At 64.3% G+C, this 22279-nt stretch carries 19 protein-coding genes; 10 read left to right on the top strand and 9 right to left on the bottom strand.

From position 1 onward, the window contains the following. Nucleotides 1–302 precede the first annotated feature (302 nt). Complete coding sequence (locus tag CDV46_RS06170; protein ID WP_087722086.1) at nucleotides 303–1304, top strand: hypothetical protein; 1002 nt, start codon at nucleotides 303–305, stop codon at nucleotides 1302–1304. A 286-nt stretch (nucleotides 1305–1590) separates the two neighbouring features. Then, a complete protein-coding gene (locus CDV46_RS06175) occupies nucleotides 1591–1899 on the top strand; it encodes a DUF4148 domain-containing protein (RefSeq protein ID WP_058375536.1) in 309 nt (102 codons plus the stop codon). A 194-nt stretch (nucleotides 1900–2093) separates the two neighbouring features. Here CDV46_RS06175 and CDV46_RS06180 read toward each other — a convergent pair whose 3' ends face one another. Then, nucleotides 2094–2795, bottom strand: a complete 702-nt coding sequence (locus tag CDV46_RS06180) for an ArsR/SmtB family transcription factor (RefSeq protein ID WP_058375537.1) — start codon at nucleotides 2793–2795, stop codon at nucleotides 2094–2096. A 136-nt stretch (nucleotides 2796–2931) separates the two neighbouring features. Between CDV46_RS06180 and CDV46_RS06185 the strand changes: the two genes are divergently transcribed. The 3 genes from CDV46_RS06185 (at nucleotide 2932) to CDV46_RS06195 (ending at nucleotide 7053) form a co-directional block, all read left to right on the top strand. Continuing rightward, complete coding sequence (locus CDV46_RS06185; protein ID WP_140413308.1) at nucleotides 2932–4110, top strand: cytochrome P450; 1179 nt, start codon at nucleotides 2932–2934, stop codon at nucleotides 4108–4110. A 182-nt stretch (nucleotides 4111–4292) separates the two neighbouring features. Then, nucleotides 4293–5681, top strand: coding sequence for an MFS transporter (locus CDV46_RS06190; RefSeq protein WP_087722088.1), 1389 nt, complete (start codon nucleotides 4293–4295; stop codon nucleotides 5679–5681). Nucleotides 5682–5799: 118 nt separating this feature from the next. After that, nucleotides 5800–7053, top strand: a complete 1254-nt coding sequence (locus CDV46_RS06195) for an Hsp70 family protein (RefSeq protein WP_087687443.1) — start codon at nucleotides 5800–5802, stop codon at nucleotides 7051–7053. A 120-nt stretch (nucleotides 7054–7173) separates the two neighbouring features. Here CDV46_RS06195 and CDV46_RS06200 read toward each other — a convergent pair whose 3' ends face one another. The 7 genes from CDV46_RS06200 to zwf all read right to left on the bottom strand — a co-directional run bounded on the left by CDV46_RS06200 (nucleotide 7174) and on the right by zwf (nucleotide 15506). Beyond that, a complete protein-coding gene (locus tag CDV46_RS06200; RefSeq protein ID WP_087722089.1) occupies nucleotides 7174–8550 on the bottom strand; it encodes a GntT/GntP/DsdX family permease in 1377 nt (458 codons plus the stop codon). A gap of 193 nt (nucleotides 8551–8743) precedes the next feature. After that, the gene (locus CDV46_RS06205; RefSeq protein WP_087687406.1) at nucleotides 8744–10243 is read right to left on the bottom strand and encodes an AMP nucleosidase; all 1500 of its coding nucleotides are present in this window, start codon (nucleotides 10241–10243) and stop codon (nucleotides 8744–8746) included. A gap of 148 nt (nucleotides 10244–10391) precedes the next feature. Then, nucleotides 10392–10601 (bottom strand): dodecin, encoded by a 210-nt coding sequence (locus CDV46_RS06210; RefSeq protein WP_058375543.1) that lies wholly within the window; start codon nucleotides 10599–10601, stop codon nucleotides 10392–10394. Nucleotides 10602–10704: 103 nt separating this feature from the next. Further along, entirely contained in the window at nucleotides 10705–11274 is a 570-nt protein-coding gene (locus CDV46_RS06215) for a MarR family winged helix-turn-helix transcriptional regulator (RefSeq protein ID WP_176399022.1), read from the bottom strand. A 165-nt stretch (nucleotides 11275–11439) separates the two neighbouring features. After that, a complete protein-coding gene (locus CDV46_RS06220) occupies nucleotides 11440–13311 on the bottom strand; it encodes a bifunctional transcriptional regulator/glucokinase (protein WP_176399023.1) in 1872 nt (623 codons plus the stop codon). Further along, complete coding sequence (pgl, locus tag CDV46_RS06225; RefSeq protein WP_087722092.1) at nucleotides 13289–13966, bottom strand: 6-phosphogluconolactonase; 678 nt, start codon at nucleotides 13964–13966, stop codon at nucleotides 13289–13291. The genes CDV46_RS06220 and pgl overlap by 23 nt, the downstream gene beginning before the upstream one ends. A gap of 79 nt (nucleotides 13967–14045) precedes the next feature. Further along, nucleotides 14046–15506 (bottom strand): glucose-6-phosphate dehydrogenase, encoded by a 1461-nt coding sequence (zwf, locus tag CDV46_RS06230; protein ID WP_087722093.1) that lies wholly within the window; start codon nucleotides 15504–15506, stop codon nucleotides 14046–14048. Nucleotides 15507–15788: 282 nt separating this feature from the next. Between zwf and edd the strand changes: the two genes are divergently transcribed. Then, on the top strand, nucleotides 15789–17636 hold the full coding sequence (edd, locus tag CDV46_RS06235) for a phosphogluconate dehydratase (protein WP_087722094.1): 1848 nt from the start codon (nucleotides 15789–15791) through the stop codon (nucleotides 17634–17636). A 5-nt stretch (nucleotides 17637–17641) separates the two neighbouring features. Here edd and CDV46_RS06240 read toward each other — a convergent pair whose 3' ends face one another. Then, nucleotides 17642–18634 carry a LysR family transcriptional regulator gene (locus tag CDV46_RS06240; RefSeq protein ID WP_087722095.1) on the bottom strand — a complete coding sequence of 331 codons (993 nt, stop codon included), beginning with the start codon at nucleotides 18632–18634 and terminating at the stop codon, nucleotides 17642–17644. Between the two features lie 101 nt (nucleotides 18635–18735). Between CDV46_RS06240 and CDV46_RS06245 the strand changes: the two genes are divergently transcribed. From CDV46_RS06245 to CDV46_RS06260, 4 genes are all read left to right on the top strand, one after another. Beyond that, a complete protein-coding gene (locus CDV46_RS06245; RefSeq protein WP_087722096.1) occupies nucleotides 18736–20157 on the top strand; it encodes an aldehyde dehydrogenase family protein in 1422 nt (473 codons plus the stop codon). 109 nt (nucleotides 20158–20266) lie between these two features. After that, a complete protein-coding gene (locus tag CDV46_RS06250) occupies nucleotides 20267–20707 on the top strand; it encodes a hypothetical protein (RefSeq protein WP_087722097.1) in 441 nt (146 codons plus the stop codon). 79 nt (nucleotides 20708–20786) lie between these two features. Then, complete coding sequence (gene dapA / locus CDV46_RS06255; protein WP_087687389.1) at nucleotides 20787–21668, top strand: 4-hydroxy-tetrahydrodipicolinate synthase; 882 nt, start codon at nucleotides 20787–20789, stop codon at nucleotides 21666–21668. A gap of 72 nt (nucleotides 21669–21740) precedes the next feature. Next, the gene (locus CDV46_RS06260; protein ID WP_087722098.1) at nucleotides 21741–22277 is read left to right on the top strand and encodes a helix-turn-helix transcriptional regulator; all 537 of its coding nucleotides are present in this window, start codon (nucleotides 21741–21743) and stop codon (nucleotides 22275–22277) included. The last annotated feature ends 2 nt before the right edge of the window (nucleotides 22278–22279 follow it).

Consider the following 22279-nt stretch of genomic DNA (forward strand, 5'->3'; position numbering starts at 1 on the left):
CGCAAATACAGGGGAAACGACCGCCAGACCTTCCAACGGACTGGCCTCGGTCGCAACCCCTTTCATTCCCTGACATCTTGTTTGACTAACTGTTTCGGCATGCCATACGATGTGCCGTCGCCGATGCCGTAATTTTCGGTAATTTGAAGCGGCGGCCTGTTGTCTCGCTCCGGTCCGTGGGCGGCTGCTACGATAGAACGAACATAGGCGCACCGCGTAGATGCGGCGTATCGAATACATAGCCGTCGCTAACGCTGAAGCGGCGAACCAACGCGCGTAACGCGTATTGCGGCGAATCAAACATGAAAAACAAACCATGGTGGGTGCGCTCGGCATTGGCCGGCGTCGTCTGCGGTGCATCGGCTTTCGCACATGTCGCGCAGGCGCAGGAAGCCACCGTCTATGCCGGGGCCATGAACGCCCGCAACGACGACAACGCGCACACCTACTCGTGGGGCATGGATTACCGGCAGGGGCTTGGCGAACACTTCGCCGCGAGCTTCACGTGGATGAACGAGGGCCACGTGCCCGATCATCACCGGGACGGCTTTGCGTTGCAGGTGTGGGCGCGTCAGGCCTTCTTCGACCGCCGCTTCGACGTTGCCGTAGGCGTTGGCCCGTATCGCTATTACGACACCGTGGCCGGCAATCGCGGCAAGCGCTATGAGGACGCCCACGGCTGGGGCGCCATGTTCTCGGCCACCGCCACGTACTATTTCGCGAGCCGCTGGTACGTGCAGGCGCGCGCCAACTATGTGCAATCGCCGTCGAGCATCAACACCGTTCAATACCTGCTTGGCGTGGGCTATCAGTTGGACAAGCCGTCGACGCCGGGCCCGGTCATCGGCAACATGGATCCGCCGGTGCCGACCGGCGACGTGCTGTCGGTGATGGCCGGGCTTTCGATCGTGAACAGTCTCGACTCGCAGAACGCGGCGGCGGAAGGCATCGAATACCGGCACGGGTTCGGCCGGTGGTTCGACGGCACGGTCTCGCTGATCAACGAAGGCCATAGCGACATCGGCAACCGTCAGGGCATTGCGGCGCAGGCGTGGATCAAGAACGACTTCTTCAGCGATCGCTTTAGTCTCGGCCTCGGCTTCGGCCCCTATGTCACGTGGAACAAGTACAAGCAGAACCGATCGGCGGGTGGTGCGCAGAACGTCGTGGCCGGTCTGCTGACGATGAGCATGGCGTACCGGTTTGCCGATCATTGGGTCGGACGCCTCTCATGGAACCGCGTCGTAACCGGTTACGACCGCGACAGCGACATCTTCCTCGCAGGCGTCGGCTACAAGTTCTGATCGCCCTGCTGCGCGCCGTCGCTTCTTCCGACGGCGCTGCGACATCCTGTCGCACTCCTGTTAATTAACATCTTCATTAGAGTCGGCATTCGACTGATTCGAAAACGTCGACTGCCTTGAAACCCTTTCTGCATGCGGGTTTCGAGATGGCCCGTTATCTGCAATGCATTGTTGCGCCGCATGCGGTTACTCCTGCGACGTGGTCGTCCTACCTTAGAGGCGTAGGCGGTGCCGGACATTCAAGTGAGCCGGCCGACCACCAGACAATAAAGACAGGAGAAACATCATGACCCGCACTCTTTCGCATCTGTTGATTGCCGCGACGTTGACTGTGGCAGCCGCACCGGCCGCATTTGCAGGCACTGGCGGTAACGGCTATCCGAACGAAAACCTGTTCTGGCAATCGAGCGTGTATAGCGAAAAGCTGGCCGTGCCGAGCGCACAGGTTCGTCAGGAACTGATCGAAGCCCAAGCGCAAGGCAAGCTCACGCAGACCGACAGTCAGTATCCGCAACTGAAGACTTACGGCCATTCGGTTGGGGCACGTGTCCAAGGCTCGACTGCACTGATAAATTCGACTTACGCTGGTAGTTAAAGCCAGCCTCTCGCGTCGGCGCTGGTTGACGGCGCGAGGACACGCAAAGTTTGAAGCGTGCTCAAGCGGCAACCGGCGACGACGCTACGGCGGCCAGGACGATCGACTTCGGATCCTGTCCCGTAGCCCACCGCTCCCGGTGCCTCACACCCCGCGTATTTCCGCGGGGTGTTTCTTTTTGTGCGCCTGATAAATCAGGTGGCGAAGTCGGCGAGATGGCGTTCGCCCAACGGCGTGACGCGTAGGGCACGTGGTTCGCGAGTGGGTTCAAGCCATTTGGCGTGCAGGCAGGTGGTGAGGAGTGCCGCGCCGAGTGCACCGCCGAGGTGGGGTTTGCGCTCGCTCCAGTCGGGGCAGGTGCAAGCGAAGCGACGGCGGCGGGCGCGGGCGGTGGTGAGGTCGACACCGAGGGCGGTGAGGCCGTTGACGCCCGAGTCGGTCAGTGCGACATCGCTGCCGTCGATGCGAAGCCAGCGACGCTCGCGCATGCGCGCGAACAGGTCGACGGCGACTTCCCCGGCAAGATGGTCGTAACAGGTGCGTGCGTGACGTAGCGGGGGCGGTGTTGCGCGGCTGACGGGGACCGGACGCGGGCGGAGTTCGCGTGTTGCCAATGCGGCACTCGCGAGCGCTTCGATGGCCGTGGCGGTTTCCGGCGTGGCGATGCGGAAATATCGGTGGCGTCCGCGGGCTTCTTGGGCGAGAACACCGCCGTCGACGAGACGGGCGAGATGGCCGCTGGCGCTGGAAGGAGAAAGCCCGGCAACCAGTGCCAGTTCCCCCGCCGGGCGGGCCGAACCGTCCATCAATGCCCAGAGCATGGTCATGCGGCCCGCATCGGCGAGCAGGGATGCGAGTGAACTAACGCCAGGGGCGTAATCGCGGGTGAGGTCCATGGCGGGCTCCGTAGGAGAATATGCATCGCAGTATATGTCCGGTGCCGCGCTCGACACTTCAGTGCGTGATGAAACGTGCCACGCCGACAGAACAGAAAATGGCATCACTCTCTCGCCGCATATCGAAGGATGCACCATGCACATCGACGACTCCCCCCCGACGAACGCCCTGACTGCCGTCACCCACCCCGATCCTTATCCGTACTACCGCGCGCTCGCGGCACAGCGGCCGTTCGACTTCGATGCGTCGCTCGGTATGTGGGTCGCCGCCGGGCCGGAGGCGCTCGTTGAGGTGCTGCGTCATCCGGCATGCGGCGTGCGGCCGGCGGGGGCGCTCGTGCCCGCTGCGCTCGCCTCTGGTGCGGCTGGAGAATGGTTTGGGCGGCTCGTTCGCATGAATGACGGTGCGGAACACATCACGCTCAAGCCGTGGCTCGCCACACAGCTTGCCTCACTGTCCGCCGACGCCCCAACGCTCGACCGACTCGGCTACGCCAGCGCCGCCGCGTACTCGGAAAAACTCGATGACTACGTCTTCCGCCAACCCATCTATGCACTCGCCGCTTGGCTTGGGGTTCCAGAATCGCAATGGGCCGACGTCTATGCGAACACCCACACCCTCGTCGCCGCAATGGCGGAATCGGCACGTCCTGCACCACGGGCCGAGGTCATCGCCGACGGCCACCGCGCTGCGACGACGCTGAATGATTTCGCCCGCCAATGGCTCAGCACCGACAACGCACCCGATACTTGGCTTCAGCGCACCGCGAATCTCGCCGCCCTTGAACCTGCGATTGACCCGCGTGCGCTGACGGCCAACATCGTGGGTCTGTTCACACAAACCCACGATGCCTGCGCAGGACTCGTCGCCAACGCGCTTCGCCGTCTGGCGCGCGCCGAACCGTCGACAACGGCAACCGAAGCGGGAACGCCAGCAGTCAACCGCCCCGCCACGCCCCCCCATCTCGCCACGGCCATTGCCGCCGTCCGTGACGTCATCCGCTTCGACCCGCCCGTCCAGAACACGCGCCGCTTTCTGCACACCCCGGCGGTTATCTGCGAACGGCAACTAGCGCGGGGCGATGTCGTGCTGGTTGTACTCGCCGCCGCCCCAACACCGGTCAGCCCCGACGACACGGCATGGACGTTCGGGCACGGCGGACACGCATGCCCCGGCCGGTCTCCCGCCAGTACGCTCGCCGCCGTCGGCGTGCAAACGGTACTCGCCAGCGGACTCGACCTCGCTTTGCTAGCGTCAGGCACGTCATATCACCCGCTCGGCAACGCCCGTATCGCACGCTTCGGGAATGACTGAATTCACGTGTTTTATCTGATGGAATTTATATTCCATCAGATAAAACAGACTTCAAGAAACCCAACCCCTTTGTTTATAAGGCTCCCAGCCCAGCCGACGCCGATTTCCGCGATTTCGGGCACGATTACGCTTTCGCCGGTCGTGTCGCGCTGACTCACCGGCAGTCTCGCCTCGCTGCCCTCATGTCCGAAAACTATGCCGACGGCATGCCCATGCCCGCCCGGGTCTGGGCCATCGCGACCGTCATGCTCGCCATCTCGCTTTCGGTGCTCGACAGCGCCATCGCCAACGTCGCCCTGCCGACCATCGCGCGCGACCTCAACGCCAGCCCCGCCACTTCGATCTGGATCGTCAACGCGTACCAACTCGCGATCACGATCTCGCTGCTGCCGCTCGCCGCGCTCGGTGAAATCGTCGGTTACCGGCGCGTCTATACGGTCGGTCTGGCGCTCTTCACGCTGGCGTCGCTGGCCTGTGCACTCTCCGACTCGCTCGTCACACTCACGCTCGCCCGCGTAGCCCAAGGCTTTGGCGCGGCCGGTATCATGAGCGTGAACAGCGCGCTGGTGAAAATGATCTACCCGCGCGCGTGGTTCGGACGCGGTGTCGCCCTCAACTCCCTGATCGTCGCAGTGTCGTCAGCCGCCGGACCAACGCTCGCCGCCGGTATTCTCTCCATCGCCCACTGGCCGTGGCTGTTCGCCGTCAACGTGCCGCTCGGCATCATCGCGCTGGACATCGCCATGCGCTCGCTGCCCGACAGCATCCGCGCCTCCCACGCCTTCGACTGGACCGGTGCGCTGCTCAGCGCGCTCACCTTCGGGCTGCTCATCTCCGGCATCGACTCATTCGGCCACGGTCAGGAACGCTGGCTCGTCGCCGTCGAACTCGTGGCCGCCGTCATCATCGGCACGATCTTCGTGCGGCGTCAGCGCACGCAACCCGTGCCGTTGCTGCCCGTCGACTTGTTGCGCATTCCGATCTTCGGCCTGTCGATCTGCACGTCGATGGCATCGTTCTGCGCCCAGATGCTCGCGTTCGTTGCGCTGCCCTTCTATCTTCAGGATTCGCTTGGTTTCGACCACGTGCAGACCGGCCTGCTGATGACCGCATGGCCGCTGACCATCGTTGTGGTTGCGCCCGTCGCCGGACGTTTGCTCGAACACTACAAACCCGGCCTGCTCGGTGCGATCGGCATGGCGGCCTTCGCGCTCGGCCTGCTCGCGCTCGCCATGCTGCCCGCGCAGCCGCACTCGTGGGACATCGTCTGGCGCATGGCGTTGTGCGGTTTCGGCTTCGGTCTGTTCCAGTCGCCCAACAACTACGCGATGCTCACGGCCGCCCCCGCGCATCGCAGCGGTGGCGCCAGCGGCATGCTCGGCACAGCGCGCCTGACTGGGCAAACGACCGGCGCGGCGCTCGTCGCGCTTATCTTCAGCGTGGCCCCGCAAGGCTATGGCACGCGTGCGGCGCTGTACGTCGCGGCAGTCTTCGCAGCCGTGGCCGCCGTGGTGAGCAGCCTGCGCACGCTGCCGGCCGCGCAGCCGCCCGCCAAAACATCGCACGGTTGAAAGCCCTAACTGGCCGCGAGCGGGTCCTGAAGGTATTCTGGGACACTAAATTTGGCCGGCCGCCCGGCCGTGCTACACTGCCGACCTTTTACGGCTCGCCTGCATGAGCCGCAATGCCATGAGTTTCTGCGCCATCGATTTCGGCACTTCGAATTCAGCCGTCGCTGTACGCGACGGTGCCGCCATGCGTCTGGTCGAGCTGGAAGCCGGCTACGGCACGCTGCCGACGGCCGTCTTCTTCAACGCCGACGAAGGTGGCCGCGCGACATTTGGCCGCCAGGCCGTCGCCGACTATATCGACGGCTACGACGGGCGCCTGATGCGCTCGCTCAAGAGCCTGCTCGGCTCCTCCCTCATCGAAAGCACCACCGATCTCGGCAACGGGTCGGCGATGCGCTATATCGACATCATTGCGACGTTCCTGCGTCACCTTCGCACGCACGCCATCAAGTCCGATGGCGACGACCTGCGCCAAGTGGTCATGGGCCGCCCGGTGTTCTTCGTCGATGACGATCCCCGCGCCGATGCCGCCGCACAACGCTCGCTCGAACAAAGCGCCCGCGACGTCGGCTTCAAGGACGTGCATTTCCAGTTCGAGCCGATCGCGGCCGCCTTCGATTACGAATCGCGCCTGACCGAAGAGCAACAAGTGCTCGTCGTGGACATCGGCGGCGGTACCTCTGACTTCTCGCTGGTGCGCGTAGGCCCGGACCGTGCCCAACGCCTCGAACGCAAGGACGACGTGCTCGCGCACCACGGCGTGCACATCGCCGGGACGGACTTCGATCGCCGCATCGAACTCGCCACAATCCTGCGTGAAATCGGCTACAAGGCCCTCGGCCCGGATGGCAAGGAAGTGCCGAACCGCATCTACTTCGATCTGGCCACGTGGCACCTGATCAACACCGTCTATACGCCCAAGCGCGTCGGTGAACTGGCTCTGACGGCGCACCTGTACGCCGACCCGGTCCACCATCGCCGCCTGATGCGCACGGTGGACCAACGCCTCGGTCATGCGCTGGTCGGTCATGCGGAAGATGCCAAGATTGCCGTGGCTGCCGGCGGTGAGACGCGTATCGACCTCGCCGTCATCGAGCGCGAACTCGGTGTGGCCTTCTCGGAAGCGGGACTGGTCGACGCGGTGAGCGACGAAATCGCCAGCATCACGGCGGGTGCCGTGCACACGGCATCGCTTGCCGGACTGCGCGCGGAAGACGTCGATGCGCTGTACTTCACCGGCGGCTCGACGGGGCTGCGCTGCCTGTCGGGCGCCATGTGCGCAGCGTTCCCGAACGCGACGCCGGTCTTCGGCGACCGCCTCGCCAGCGTGGCGCTCGGCCTCGGCATTCACGCGAAGCGCGTGTTTTCGTAAGCCACGCCGCAGCAACAGAGACGGCGACATCGCAAAGAAAAAGCGCGCAACCTCACGGTCTGCGCGCTTTTTTCATGGCTGGCAATGCCAGCGTCTCAGCCCGTCATGCGGGCCGAAGCATCACACCAGAATCTGCCAGAGCAACAAGGTCATCACCAGCCCCACGACCGAGACGATGGTCTGCAACACGGACCAGACCCACAGCGTCTCCTTGAGCTTCAGGCCGAAGTACTCCCGCACCATCCAGAAGCCCGCGTCGTTGACGTGGCAGAAGAACACCGACCCCGCCCCGATCGCCAGCGCAATCAGCGAGCCCTGCACGGGCGGCAGATGCATCACCAGCGGCGCCACGATGCCGGCCGTCGTGGTCGTGGCGACCGTCGCCGAGCCCGTCGCTTGACGCAATGCCACCGCGATCAGCCATGCCAGCAGAATCAGCGGCATGTGCGTGCCGACCGCCACCTTGCCGATGGTCGTCGCAATGCCTGCCGTCACCAGCGCCTGCTTCAAACCACCGCCTGCACCAATCGTCAGCAACAGACCAGCGATCGGCGGCAGCGCACGGCGCAGCGTTTCACCCACGCGGGCACGCGGCAGACCGCGTCCCCAGCCGAGTACGACAATCGCCACGATCACCGTCAGCGCCAACGCGATGATCGGCTCGCCAAGGAAGTCGAGCGCTTCGAAAACCGGCGTCTCGGGGGTGAGCGCCACCTTCGCAAGCGTGCGGCCCAGCATCAACACCACCGGCAGCAGAATCACCAGCAGCGCAGCGGCAAACGGCGGCGGCGCGAAGTCGTCGTCGCGTTTGGTGAACAGATCACCCAGTTGCTGCGGCGCTTCCACATGCAGGCGCGGCGCAAGCCACATGCCATACAGCGGCCCGGCCAGAATCACCGCCGGAATGGCGATCAGCAACCCAAGTCCCATCGTCATGCCGAGATCCGCATGCAGCGCCGACACGGCGATCAGCGGGCCCGGATGCGGCGGCACCAGCGCGTGCAACGTGGTCATGCCGGCCAGCGCCGGAATGGCCACGCGCAGAATCGGCGTGTTCGCACGGCGGGCCATCACGAAGATGATCGGCACCATCATGACGAGGCCCACTTCGAAGAACAGCGGCAAACCGATGATCATCGCCACCACCGCCATCATCCACGGCAGCGCGCGGCCCTTGGCAAAGGTAAGCAAGACGGTCACGATGCGGTCGGCCGCCCCGGTGTCCGCCATCAACGCACCGAGCATGGCCCCTAGCGCGATGATCATGCCCGCGTCGCCCAGAATGCCGCCCGCGCCCTTGCTGAAGGCACTGGCGACCGAATCCAGCGGCAAGCCGGCACCCAGACCCGCGATAAACGTGCCGATCAGAATCGACAGGAACGGCGAGAGTTTTAGCGCGCTGATGAAGAGAATGATGGCGACGAGGCCGACGAGGCAGGACAGCAATAGACGCGTGTCGTGCGCTGCCCAGGGCACGACGTGGTTGACTAGCTCCACGATGATCCTTGATGACGAGAAACAAAAACACCGGTAGAACGCACGCGGGGAAGCGGCGTCGTACCGGTGTGCGAAGGCATTGTGCTACTAGCGGCGGCCGCATGCACGCATGGGGCGCAACGCCCCGTGATACGGGGCAGGCGGGGCGCGGCGGCAAGTTTCAGGTGTCGAAACATCGCCGCCGCCGGGTGCTTTACTGGAACGCGACTTCGTTGAAACTCCGGAGCTTGCGGCTGTGCAGACGGTCCAGACCGTTATCGCGCAGCAGCTCCATGGCCTTCACGCCGATCTTCAGATGCTGATCGACACGCTCGCGATAGAACCGGTCGGCCATGCCCGGCAGCTTCAGTTCGCCGTGCAGCGGCTTGTCGCTCACGCACAGCAACGTGCCGTACGGCACACGGAAGCGGAAACCGTTGGCGGCAATGGTCGCGCTTTCCATATCGAGCGCAATCGCGCGGCTCTGGCTCATGCGCTGCACCGGCTCGCGGTGATCGCGCAGTTCCCAGTTACGGTTGTCGACGGTCACGACGGTGCCCGTGCGCATCACGCGCTTGAGCTCGAAATCGTCCAACTGCGTCACATCGGCCACGGCGCGCTCGAGCGCCACCTGCACCTCTGCGAGAGGCGGCACCGGCACCCACAGCGGCAGGTCGTCGTCGAGCACATGGTCTTCGCGCACATAACCGTGGGCCAGGCAGTAATCGCCCAGACGCTGCGAGTTACGCAGGCCCGCGCAGTGGCCCAGCATGACCCACGCGTGCGGGCGCAGCACAGCAATGTGGTCGGTAATGGTCTTGGCGTTCGACGGGCCCACGCCGATGTTGACCATCGTGATGCCGGTGTTATCCGGGCGCACGAGGTGGTACGCCGGCATTTGCGGCAGACGCGGCGGCGGTGTGCCCTCCGAATCGCGCGCGGCAATGTTCTGGTTCCAGTGGATGACGTTGCCCGGCTCGACGAATGCCGTGTACTGGCTGCGATACTCGCGCTCCGCCGGGTCGTCGCTCGCACTCATCAACTCGCGGCCCAGTTCGACGAATTCGTCGATGTAGAACTGGTAGTTGGTGAACAGCACGTAATTCTGGAAGTTCTCGGGCGACGTGGCCGTGTAGTGGCGCAGCCGATGCAGCGAGTAATCGACACGCGGCGCGGTAAACAGCGCGAGCGGCAGAATTTCGCCGGGCAGCGGATCACGCGTGCCGTTGACGATGCTGTCGTCCATCTTGGCGAGATCGGGCACGTCGAACGCCGTGCGCATGGCGCGCAGGTGTGACTGGTCGAGATCGCCTTCGAGATACACGCCGTCACGATAAGCGAAGTGCACGGGAATCGGCTCGTCGGATACACCGACTTCGAACGCTACGCCGTGGTTGTGCGTGAGGCGGCGCAACTGCTCGATGTAGTAGTTCTCGAAGAGATCGGGACGCGTGACGGTCGTCTGATAGCTCCCCGGGCCCGAGACGAAGCCATAGGACAGGCGCTTGTCGAGCTGGGTGATGTCTTCGGTGGTGATGCGGATGAAAGGATAGTGCGCGCTGACACGGCGCGCCGCGTCTTTCTCGGTGGAAAAGCGCTCGAAAGCCGCCCGCAGATACGCGGTGTTGGCGTCGTAGATCGTCTTCAGATAGTTGACGGCTTCCACCGGGTCGGAGATCGATCGGGTGGCGTGGACCGGTTCTTGTTCGGACATGCGCAAACCTCTTCTGTCTTTTCGTGTTGTCGAGTATGCGCCTATTGTGGCACGACTGTATGACGCCCGCGGTGCCGTGTTTTGAGCCTGATTTGGCTTGCGTTAGCTCAATTCCCGGCCGCCGCGAACGCCTTCCCGCCACCCGCCGTCAGTCCTCCAGACGCATGCCGACCTTGAGCGTCACCTGCCAGTGAGCCACCTTGCCGTTTTCGATATGGCCGCGTGTTTCCGTGATCTCGAACCAGTTCAGATTGCGCAACGTCTTGCTCGCGCGCTTGATGGCCCCTTTGACGGCGTCATCGATGGACTTCTCCGACGAGCCGGTGAGTTCGATCTGCTTGTAGACATGCTGCGTCATGACTGCCTCCCGAGAGGTGGTTGGAACGACTCCTCATGCTAGGCGCATGCCTCCCCCACGGCAAGTCGGGCTTGTCCGATAGGGTTGTCGGGATTGTCTTGCGTCAGTTGGCGGGGATGTCGTCGTCCGGCCCGCCGTCCGGATCGTCGTTTTGGCCATCATTGGCCGTCGCGGCGGGTGAATGGTCCGCAACGTCGATCCCCCGCAGCGCCGCCGGCAGCACGGTATCGAGCGGCTTGGGCACCACACTCGTGAGGTTGCGGCGCACCTTTTGCAGCAACTGCATGAGCTGCACCGTCTCGAAGGCCGTCAGCCCGGTCAACGCCTCGTTGCGCACCTCATCGGAGAGCTTGCGCGCCACCGCCAACTGTTCGACCGCCGCACGCGTCACGTAGAGACGATGCAAGCGAGGGTCGCGGACGTCCGGGCGGCGACGCACCCAACCGGCCTCTTCCATCCGTTCAAGTGAGCGTGCGAGCGTCTGAGGGGAGACTTCGAGAATATCGGCCAGCACGGTCTGGCTCACGCCGCGATTGTCGGCGAGATAGACGAGCAGACGGCACTGCGCGCGCGTCATCGGCAGCGCGCGTTGGGCAAACTGCTCGAAGCGGCGCCCGTACAGACGCTGAACGTCTGCCACGAGAAAGCCGAAACGTTGGGCGGAATCGGTCACTTTCATAGGCCGCATTATGATAAACATGTTTACGAATATCAAGCAGCCAAAACAGTCTCAAAAATCGTATACGGATTACGTCGGACTCCTTGACTGATACCGGCGATTCAAACGGTCGACTGACCCGAACGAGCCGATCGAATCGCGACCCGCCACGCCATCGATCTACGCCGCCGCTTCGTCCGCCGCGTCCTGTCCGCTGCCGTGACCGAGCCAGTCGAGCGCCCCCTCGCCAGCCGTCTGTGCCCCCGGGCCAGCACGCCGGATCGCAACCCCCACGGCCAGCACGTCGATCGTCGCGAGATGCAGAATGCGCGCGATCATCGTGACGTGTGCGCCCATCGTCTCCACGTGATCGTTCGGCAGCACTAGCGTGGCCTTGCGTGCGAGTGGCGAATTGCGCGAGGTTAGCGCAATGACCTTCGCCCCGCGCCCGACAGCAATATCGACTGCGCGGTTCAGATCGGCCGAACGGCCCGACGCCGAGATCGCCACCACCACGTCGCCTTCATTCAGCAACCCCGCCGACGCCTGCAACAAATACGGGTCGCCGTAGGCAATCGTCGGCATGCCGAACCGGAAGAACTTGTAGTGAGCATCCTGCGCAATCACGCCCGAATTGCCCAGCCCGTAGAACTCGATACGGCGAGCACTATCAAGCAGCGACACGGCCGCCTCAACGGTGCGTGCGTCAAGATGCTCGCGCAGTTGCAGAATCGACGAGACGGTGTTGTCGAGCACCTTCGCGCTGAACTCCGCAGCCGAATCGCCGACATGCACCTGACCGTGGCGCACCGGCAGCGTCCCCGTCAGCGCGCTCGCCAGCTTCAACTTGAAATCCGACAGCCCCTGACAGCCCAGCTTGCGGCAGAACCGGATCACCGTTGGCTGGCTCACGCGCGCCAGCCGTGCGATTTCAGATACCGGTTCGGCCAGCAGTGCGCGAGGCTGTTTTAGCGTGAGTTCCGCGACCCGTTGCTCGGCCGGGCTAAGCCGGTCGCGCAAGCGATGCAGGCGGTCGATCAACGCGCCCGCCCCTGCCGCGTGCGTGCCCAACTGCTCCGCAAGAATCGCCGAGGTGCCGAGAAACGCCGGATGATCGGCGGTGATCACGAACGTCGGAATCTTCTTCAGATACGCTTCAAAACGCCCCTTCGCCTCGAAGCGCGCGCGAAATGGCGAGTCTCCGAAGAGCTTGCCAAGCTTGGGAATCACACCGCCGCCAAGGTACACGCCGCCGACGGCGCCCAACGACACGGCGACATTGCCGGCCAACGTACCGAGCATGGCGCAGAAGCAATCGACCGTCTCTTTGGCGAGCGCATTGCCCGCTTGAGCGAGTTTCACGATGTCGGGCGTTTCCAGCGGTTTGACGCGCTTTTTCGCACGAAGGGCCAACGCCTGATAGACCAGCGCCATGCCGGGCCCCGCGACCAATCGCTCGAACGACACATGGGGAAAGTGCTGCCATGCGTAGCGCAACACGTCGATCTCGCGCTCGTCGGCCGGCGCGAACGTGGTGTGTCCGCCCTCGCTGCCTAACGCGATCCAGCGGTCACCGGCCGGGATCAGACCCGACACCCCAACGCCGGTCCCCGGCCCCAACAGGCCGAGCACACCATTCGGCCGAGGCTCACCACCACCGATCTGATGCTTCTGCGTGTCGTTCAGATACGGCAGCGCCATCGCCAGCGCCGTGAAGTCGTTGACGACGAGCAGCGTCTCGAACCGCAGCGCACGGCGCGTGGCTTCGATGGAGAAGTGCCAGTCCCGATTGGTCATGCGGACTTCGTCGCCTTCGATGGGATTGGCAATCGCAATCGCCGCGTGGCGCACGGGTTCGGCGTGATCGGCCTCATCGAGATAGGCGCGGATGACTTCCGGCACGCCGGAATAATCGTCGCAGGCGTAGTCGCGAATCTCGACGAGATCGCCCGGTGCAATCTCAAGCGCGAACCGGGCGTTGGTGCCGCCAATGTCGGCGAGCAGCCGCGGGCCGCTCACATGCGGGGGATTATTCCTCACTCCAGAAGACATCGATCTTGACTCCTTCACGGTGAATCAGCCGGGAGATAGCGTTGTCCTGCGGTTGCGCCTGCGCAGCTTCGAGCACGGCGCGTTTGGCCTTGCCCTGAATCTGCAACAGCAACCGCTCGCTCGACGCCAGCGCAGACAACGACCACGACACGCGCGTGTACGGGGCGTGCTGCGGCTGCACGAGGACGAACTTGTCATGGGTAGTGATGGCGTCGTGCCATTGCGGCGCGTCGGCGAAGAGCGACGCGGTGTGACCGTCTTCGCCCATGCCCAGCACGCAGACTTGCGGCACGCCGTGCGTCCATGTGTCGTTGAGCGTGCGCACTTGCAATTCGGGGGCAGCGGAGGTGTCGACAAGCGGCAGCCACTGCGCCCCCTTGGCGCCCGGCAGCAATGTTTCACTCACCAATCGGGCATTGCTGTCAGCATGCGTATCGGGCAGCCAGCGATCGTCGACGAGGGTGATGCCGATGTCGCGCCACGCCACGGGCAGGCGCGCGAGTTGAGTGAGAAACGGCTTGGGGCTCGTGCCGCCCGAGACCGCGAGCAGCGCACGCGGGCGAATCGTCGGCGCCTCGTCGAGGCCTGCAACCACCGCATTCGCCAGCGCATGCGCCTGCGCTTCGCGGGTCGGATACATCCGCCAGTGAATCATGTCTCGCTCCTTATGCTTGCTGACTTCGCCGCCTCGCCGGTCTGTTTGCCTGACTTCGTGCGCGCTCGGCTGTCTTTTATCAGTTGTCTTCCTCTACCCAGCAGGTGCCGTATTGCGCGAGCAGTGCGCTCGCGGCGGGCGGCCCCCAAGTGCCGGCGGCGTAGCGCTTCGGCCCCTTGTGCTGGCGCGCCCAGTACGCCTGAATCGGTGCCACCCAACGCCATGCCTGTTCCTGCTCGTCGCGGCGCACGAACAACGCCAGCCGGCCGTGGATCACGTCGAGCAGCAGGCGCTCGTAAGCATCCATGGTGTGGCCTTTGAAGAACTGGTCGAACGCCAGATCCAAATGGACCGTTTGCAGATTCATGCCCTCGCCCGGCTGTTTGGCCAAGCAATACAGGCGCATCGATTCGTTCGGCTGCAAGCGAATCACGAGACGGTTAGCGCCCGCATGCGCGGTGGCTTCGCCCAACAGCGGATACGGCGTGGGACGATAGTTCACCACGATCTCCGCCACGCGCTCGCCCAGCCGCTTGCCGGTGCGCAGGAAGAACGGCACGCCAGCCCAGCGCCAGTTGTCGATCTCGACCTTGAGCGCAACGAAGGTTTCGGTCTGACTGTCAGACGGCACGCCGGGTTCGTCCGTGTACGCCGGCACGGCTGTCTTGCCGATGGCCCCGGCGCCGTACTGGCCGCGCACCACGTTGCGCGCCACCGTATCGTCATCCAGCGCACGCAGTGAGCGCAGCACGCGCAGCTTCTCGTCGCGAATGGCGTCGGCGTCCATCGCGAACGGCGGCTCCATCGCGACGATGGCGAGCAGTTGCAGCAAGTGGTTCTGCACCATGTCGCGCAATGCGCCGGTCTGCTCGTAGAACTCGCCGCGCCCTTCCACACCCAGCTCTTCGGCAATCGTGATCTGAATGCTTTCGATCAGATCACGCCGCCACATCGGCTCGAAGATCGCATTGCCGAAGCGCAACGCGAGCAGGTTCTGCACCGCCTCTTTCCCGAGGTAGTGGTCGATCCGATAAATCTGGTCTTCGCGGAAAATTGAGCCCACGGCGTCGTTGATCGCCACGGACGAGGCGAGATCATGACCGAGGGGCTTCTCCAGCACGATGCGGCCGTTCTCGTTGAGCTTGGCGCTGCGCAGCCCTTCGCAAATTGGAATGAAAAGCGACGGCCCGGTCGCCAGATAGAAGATGCGCACACCGTCGCGCTTCGCCAGCCGTTCGGCCAGCGTATTGAATTCTTCTTTGCGGCCCAGATCGAGCGGCAGGTAGTCGATGGTGCCGAGAAAGCGCTTCCACTGCGCCTCGTCCCAGACGTCGGCCCCGATATGTGCGCGCACATGCTGCTCGCACCATGCGTGATACGCCTCGGCGTCCATCGGACTGCGCGCCACGGCCAAAATGTTGCCGACCTCCGCCAACTGGCCCGTGCAGAACGCCCTGAACAGTGACGGAAGCACCTTGCGCAGCGACAAATCGCCGGTGGCGCCGAACAAAACAAAGGTATAGGGTGAAGGCGTGTTCATGGAGAGCGTGGACTCCGTGCGGTCGGAACGTGAAACCACCCGCGCCACTAAGGCTTACCGGCGTTGCGAGTGGTTTCTGACGTCACTGGGAAGGCGCAACTTTGACACTGCATTGTAGTTTAACTACACTGCAATTCAACTAAATCTCGTGCTTTGACTACATCGTCAACCGGTTTTTGGGGCGACGCAGGACAGAGCACTTCCCAGCCAGCATGCGGGCCGCGCGCCGCAGGTATCGAGCGCGCGAGACGTATGGGCGACCCACAACGTCCCGGAATCCCCATGACCCAGTCTTCGCACAACGTGTCGCTGCATCCGGTGGTCAAGCGTGTGACAGAACGCCTGATCGAGCGCAGCCGAAAGTCACGGCAGGCCTATCTGGCAGGTGTCGAGCGCGCCACCCAAGGCCAACCCGGGCGCGAATCGCTCGGCTGCGCCAACATGGCCCACGCACTCGCCGCCGCGCCCGCCGACGACCGCCTGAAAATCCGCTCCGAACGCACCCCGAACATCGGCATCGTCACGGCTTACAACGACATGCTCTCGGCGCACGCGCCGTTTGTCGAATTCCCCGACATCATCAAATCGGCCGCCCGTGCGCATGGCGCAAGCGCGCAGGTCGCCGGCGGCGTGCCCGCCATGTGCGATGGCGTGACACAGGGTTACGCGGGCATGGAGCTGTCGCTGTTTTCGCGCGACGTGATCGCCATGGCCTCGGTGGTCGCACTCTCGCACCAGATGTTCGATGCCGCCATGTTCCTCGGCGTGTGTGACAAGATCGTGCCCGGGCTGGTCATCGCCGCGCAGGCGTTCGGACACTTGCCCGCCGTGTTCACACCGGCTGGCCCGATGCCCTCTGGGCTGCCGAACGACGAGAAGTCACGCATCCGGCAGGAGTTTGCCGCCGGGCGCGTCAGCCGCGCCGCGCTGCTCGACAGCGAGCTTGCCGCGTATCACACGGAAGGCACCTGTACCTTCTACGGCACAGCCAACAGTAATCAGATGCTCATGGAATTCATGGGACTGCATCTGCCGGGGGCCTCGTTCATCAATCCGCATACGCCCTTGCGTCACGCCCTCACGCAGGCCGCGACCGCACGCGCCGTGGCGCTGGCCAAGACGGGGATCAACACCTCGCACATTCTCGACGAGCGCGCCTTTATCAACGGCGTAGTCGGCCTGCTCGCCACGGGCGGCTCGACCAATCACACGCTGCACCTCGTTGCGATGGCGCATGCGGGCGGCATTCTGCTCGACTGGCAGGACTTCGCCGAACTCTCCGACGTCACACCGCTGCTCGCGCATGTGTACCCGAACGGCAAGTCCGACGTGAACCAGTTTCATGCGGCGGGCGGGCTGAATTTCCTTATCCGGGAACTGCTCGACGCAGGCTTCCTGCACAACGACGTGACGACCGTCATGGGACACGGCTTGCGCGCCTACACGCAGGAAGCGACGCTGCGCGACGACGTGCTCTCGTGGCAGGACGCACCCGCGCAGAGTCTTGATGAGAACATCGTGCGCCCGGCCGCCCGGCCGTTTGCACACGAAGGCGGCTTGCGCATGCTCGCGGGCAATCTCGGCCGCGCCGTGATCAAGTCGTCCGCCGTCAAACCGGAACACCAGAAAGTGCGCGCACCGGCGCGGGTGTTTCCCGATCAGGAATCGGCGCAAACAGCCTTCAAGGCGGGCGAGCTCACACGTGATGTGATCGTTGTGGTTCGCTTCCAAGGGCCGCGTGCGAATGGCATGCCGGAGCTGCACAAGCTCATGCCGATGCTTGGCCTCTTGCAGGACGAAGGCCATCATGTCGCGCTGGTAACTGACGGGCGCATGTCGGGCGCGTCGGGCAAAGTGCCCGCCGCCATCCACCTGTCACCGGAAGCGGAACAAGGCGGCATGCTCGCGCGCGTGCAGGACGGCGACATCATCACCATCGATTGCGAGAAGAACCTGCTTCACATGGAAGTGGACGCTGCCGTGCTCGCGGCGCGCACGCCGGCGCCGACGCCGCAACGCGCGTTCGATCCGTGGCGCAACACGTTCGGCCTGTTTCGGAACAACGTGGGCGCAGCACCGCACGGCGCTTGCGTGCTGTTCAACGACGCCGAGTATCCGCCGAGCGCCTGAGCGCCCTAGGCTTTTTTGTCGTTCGCCTTGCGCGACAGGCTGCGCACTCGCCCCTTTGACGCGGGCGGGCGCGCGGGCTGAACGCCAAGCTCTCCACGCTTGCGCTCCACCTCGGCGTGCTCACGAATCATGTCGATGAGCGCTCGCAACCCCGCGGGCGCGTGGCGGCGGCTCGGGTAGTACAGACACACGCCATCGAGCGGCGGCGTCCACGCCGTCAGCACCCGCACCAGCGTGCCCGCTTGCAGGTCGGCCGCCACGTTCCATTCGCTCAGATACGCGAGCCCCAGACCGGCGCGCGCCGCTTGCAGCATCAGGTCGGGTTCATCCAGCGTCAACACACCGTCGACGTCGATGCGCGCCACTTCGCCGTGCCGCTCGAACTCCCAGTGATAAATCACGCCACTCGGCATGCGCATGCGAATACACGCATGGGCCAGTAGATCGGCGGGCGCGCGCGGCGGCTTGTGCCGGGCGAAGTAGTCCGGGCTGCCGACGACGGCAAAGCGCAGTGCGCCACCGAAGGGCACCGCCACCATGTCTTGCGGCACGGCTTCGGCCAGCCGGATACCCGCGTCGAAACCGCCCGCGACAATGTCGACCATCTTCCCCTCGGTGACGATATCGAGCGTCATGTCCGGGTATCGCTGCAAGAACTCGAGAAAGAGCGGCATCACCACACGCGCAGCCCCTGCGGAGGTGTTGATACGCAACACCCCCGACACCGAGTCGCGAAAACTGCCCGCCTGTTCGATCGCCACGCGAATGGTGGAAAGCGCCGGAGCCACGCTGTCAACGAACTGCGCGCCCGCCGCCGACAGCGACACGCTGCGTGTCGTGCGGTTGAACAGGCGTACACCGATGCGCGTCTCCAGACCGGCCACCGCATGGCTGAGTGCCGATGTCGAGACACCCAATTCGGTCGCCGCTGCGCGGAAATTGCGATGGCGCGCCACCGCCAGCACCGCTTCAAGCTCACCCAGACCGGAGGTTTTCATTGTCCTGAATCTCTCAACGTGACATGCCGGATTGTACGGCTACTCAACACAATGCTGCGCACCTATGATGAACCCATCCCCTCACGCCACCGCGAGTCATCATGCAGATCATCGACAAGATTTATATCGACGGCGCGTTCGTCACCCCGCACGGCGACGAATCGTTCGACCTCTTCAACCCGGCCACTGAAAAAGTGATCGGCCGCGTGCGCCTCGCCGATGCGCAGGACGCGCGCGATGCGATTGCCGCCGCGAAGCGGGCCTTTCCGGCGTTCTCCCGCACGAGCAAGCGTGAGCGCATCGAGATGCTCAAACGCATGCACGCCGCCGTGCTCGCAAGAGAAAACGACCTGCTCGACGCCATCGTCGAAGAATATGGTGCGCCGGTCTCGCGCGCCGGATGGATGGCGCGGCACGCCAGCGACGTGCTGCTCGAAGCCGTGAAGGTGCTCGAAAGCTACGCGTTCACGCGCCCGGCGGGCACGGCCGAAGTTGTGATGCAGCCGCTCGGCGTCGCTGGCCTGATTACCCCGTGGAACAACGATGCAGGCTTTATCTGCGGGAAGCTCGCTGCCGCGCTGGCGGCGGGTTGCACGGCCGTCATCAAGCCCAGCGAGATGAGCGCCATTCAGACGCGCATCGTGACCGAAGCGTTGCACGCAGCCGACTTGCCACGCGGTGTGTTCAACATCGTTACGGGGCGGGGCGAAACGGTCGGCGCCGAAATCAGCGCGCACCCTGATGTCGCGAAGATTTCGTTCACCGGATCCACGGCAGTCGGAAAGACCATTTTGCGCTCGGCGGCTGAATCGTTGAAGCGCGTGACGCTGGAGCTCGGCGGCAAGTCGCCCTTCGTCGTGCTCGACGATGCGAACTTTGACGACGTGGTACCGATGGCGCTCGGCGCGGGCTTCATGAACAGTGGTCAGGCGTGCATCGCGGGCACACGCATTCTCGTGCCGCAACACCGGCTGGCCGAATTCGAAGCCCGCGTGCGCGAGGAAGTGGCGCGCACGCAAGCGGGCAACCCGCGTGATCCGCAAACGGCCATCGGGCCGATGGTCAGCCGCAAGCAATGGGAGCGCGTGCAAGGCTACATTCGCATCGGCACCGATGAAGGTGCGCGCTTGATTGCGGGTGGCGAAGGACTGCCGGAAGGCGTGGATGGCGGATGGTTCGTGCAGCCGACCGTGTTCAGCGATGTGTCGAACGATATGCGCATTGCCCGCGAAGAAATCTTCGGCCCGGTGCTGTCGATCATTGCCTACCGCGATACCGAAGACGCGATCGCCATTGCGAACGACACGCCATACGGCTTGCAGGCGTATGTGTTCGGTGCCGATAAGCAACGTGCACGCGAGGTTGCTGCGCGGCTCGAAGCCGGCCGTGTGATGGTCAATACGCTCAACCACGAGCCCGCTGCGCCGTTCGGCGGCTTCAAGCAGTCGGGGATTGGCCGCGAGTACGGCACGTACGGATTAGAGGCATTTCTCGAACCGAAGGCCGTGCTGGCCGCGTCCTGATTCCCTCCGGCATCCCTCCAAGATGGCGTCAAAAATCTTGACGCCATTTTTATCCCCTCCTACTTAGACTGGCCTCGTTGTCACTTCAGTCGCTTGTCGACACGCAGCCATGCCTACGCTAGCTCAACGCGCCAGTCTCGAACCTCCCGGTGCTCGTCTCGCACCCGCTGGCGCCCCGTTCGAATCGCACGACGCCATCGGGGCCATCGGGGCCATCGATACGCCCAACTCGCGCACGCCGCAAAGCCTGCAAAGCCCGCGTCCGGCGCCTACCGTACGGCAACGCAACCGGCACACGCCGCGCGCGCGTCTGGACGCCACGCTCGATATCACGCTCAGCCGCGCCGCCGTTTCTACGCTGGCCGTCACGCTGGCGATGAGCCTGCCGCTGCCGTGGCGCGTGGAGACGATTCGACCGATCCGGCGCGATACCGCCGCCGTCGTGTCGATTGCCCTGCCGCGTGTTGAAGCGTCGCGCGCCATGCATGTCGTCATGCAGTCGCTGCCGGAAGCCGAGTTCGGTGCGCTACGCCTGCGCCCGGCTGTCTGAGCGAACCGAATTGAACTGACTTGAATGAATACCCGTCGTGCCTCAAGGCCGACGGGCTGCCCTCACCCGACATCACGTTATGAACACTGCCATCTTCGAAGGCGTGTGGATTCCGCTCGTTACTCCCATGACCGGCGCCAACGGCGCGACCATCGACCACGATGGGTTCAAGCTGCTGGTCGACTACTACCTCTCGGCCGGTGTGAACGGTCTGGTCGTCGCCGGTACCACCGGTGAGGGCACGCTGCTCACCGACGAAGAGCGCTACTGGCTCGCCCAGACCGCCTGCCAGTATGCCAACGGCCGTACGCCGGTGATGGCCGGTGTGGGGGCCGCCGATACGGCCAATGCGGCACGCCAGATTCGCCGGCTCGACGATCTGCCGCTCGCCGGCTATCTCGTGCCGCCGCCCTACTATCTGCGTCCGTCGCAGGAGGGCATTCTCTGGCACTACCGCACGCTGGCCGCCGGTACGCACAAACCGATCGTGCTCTACAACGTGCCGCTGCGCACGGGCGTCACCCTCGGCGTGGACACCATTCGCGAACTGGCCGCGCACGAGTCGTTCCCCTGCATCAAGGAATGCGACGCGCATCCGCTGCTGCATCTGCCTTCGCAAACGACCATGCGCGTGATGTGCGGCGACGACATGCAGTGGCTCCCCGCGCTACAAGCGGGCGCCGTCGGCGGCATCTCTGCTGCCGCGCATATCCGTCCCGATCTGTATCTGAAGTTGATGCGCTATGTGCGCGAAGGCGATATGGCGCACGCCAACACGCTGTTCAACGGCATGAAGCCGTTGATCCGCCGCCTGTTCTCCGAACCCAATCCGGTCGCGATCAAGGCTGCGCTCTCGTCGCTGGGGCTGTGTTCGCCGATCGTGCGCCGTCCGCTCATGCCATGCAGCGCCGCCCTGCGCAAAGACATCGACGCCCAACTCGAAGTGATGATGGCGTTCTGATCAACGACCCGTTGCACTGATTGCGCTCACTGCGCTGACCGCTCTGATCGCTCTGACTTGAGGACATTCGCCATGGATGACATCGAACAACGCCACCGGACTGTCGCACGCCTGCTCATCAAACTCTCGGGCACCACGCTGGCCCGGCTGGCATATGCCACCGGCATCACCGGCAACACGATCTCGCGCTGGGTGCATGGCGACTACTGCGTGCTGGGCGCGCAGGGGCGTGACAAGCTGCTCGCCGCACTCGGGGCGTCCACCGATGGCACGAACATCCGGCTGGCACCGCGCGCGACCGGCGCTGCGCAACCGATGTTTCACATCACGGGGCTCGTGCAGGCCGAGCGCTTTGCCACGCTCGCGGCGCTAACGTCGTCGCGCTTCGTCGCCGCACGCGAAACGTGTCAGGGGCAGACGCTCGTGAGTCTGGTCACCGATGCCGACGGCCAGACCACGGCGCTGCTCATCGGCCCGCGTGAAGCGCTCGACGAGGTGTACGCCGAGCTGGGGATTGCGATGTCGCCGAAGCGCCAGCGGGAGCCGGCGATCGGCCACTACAGCGCAGGCGGCGCAGGCAGCGAAACTGCACGTGCGCACTCGCATTGATT

Source organism: Pandoraea sp. PE-S2T-3, assembly GCF_002179965.1.
Taxonomy (GTDB): Bacteria; Pseudomonadota; Gammaproteobacteria; order Burkholderiales; family Burkholderiaceae; genus Pandoraea.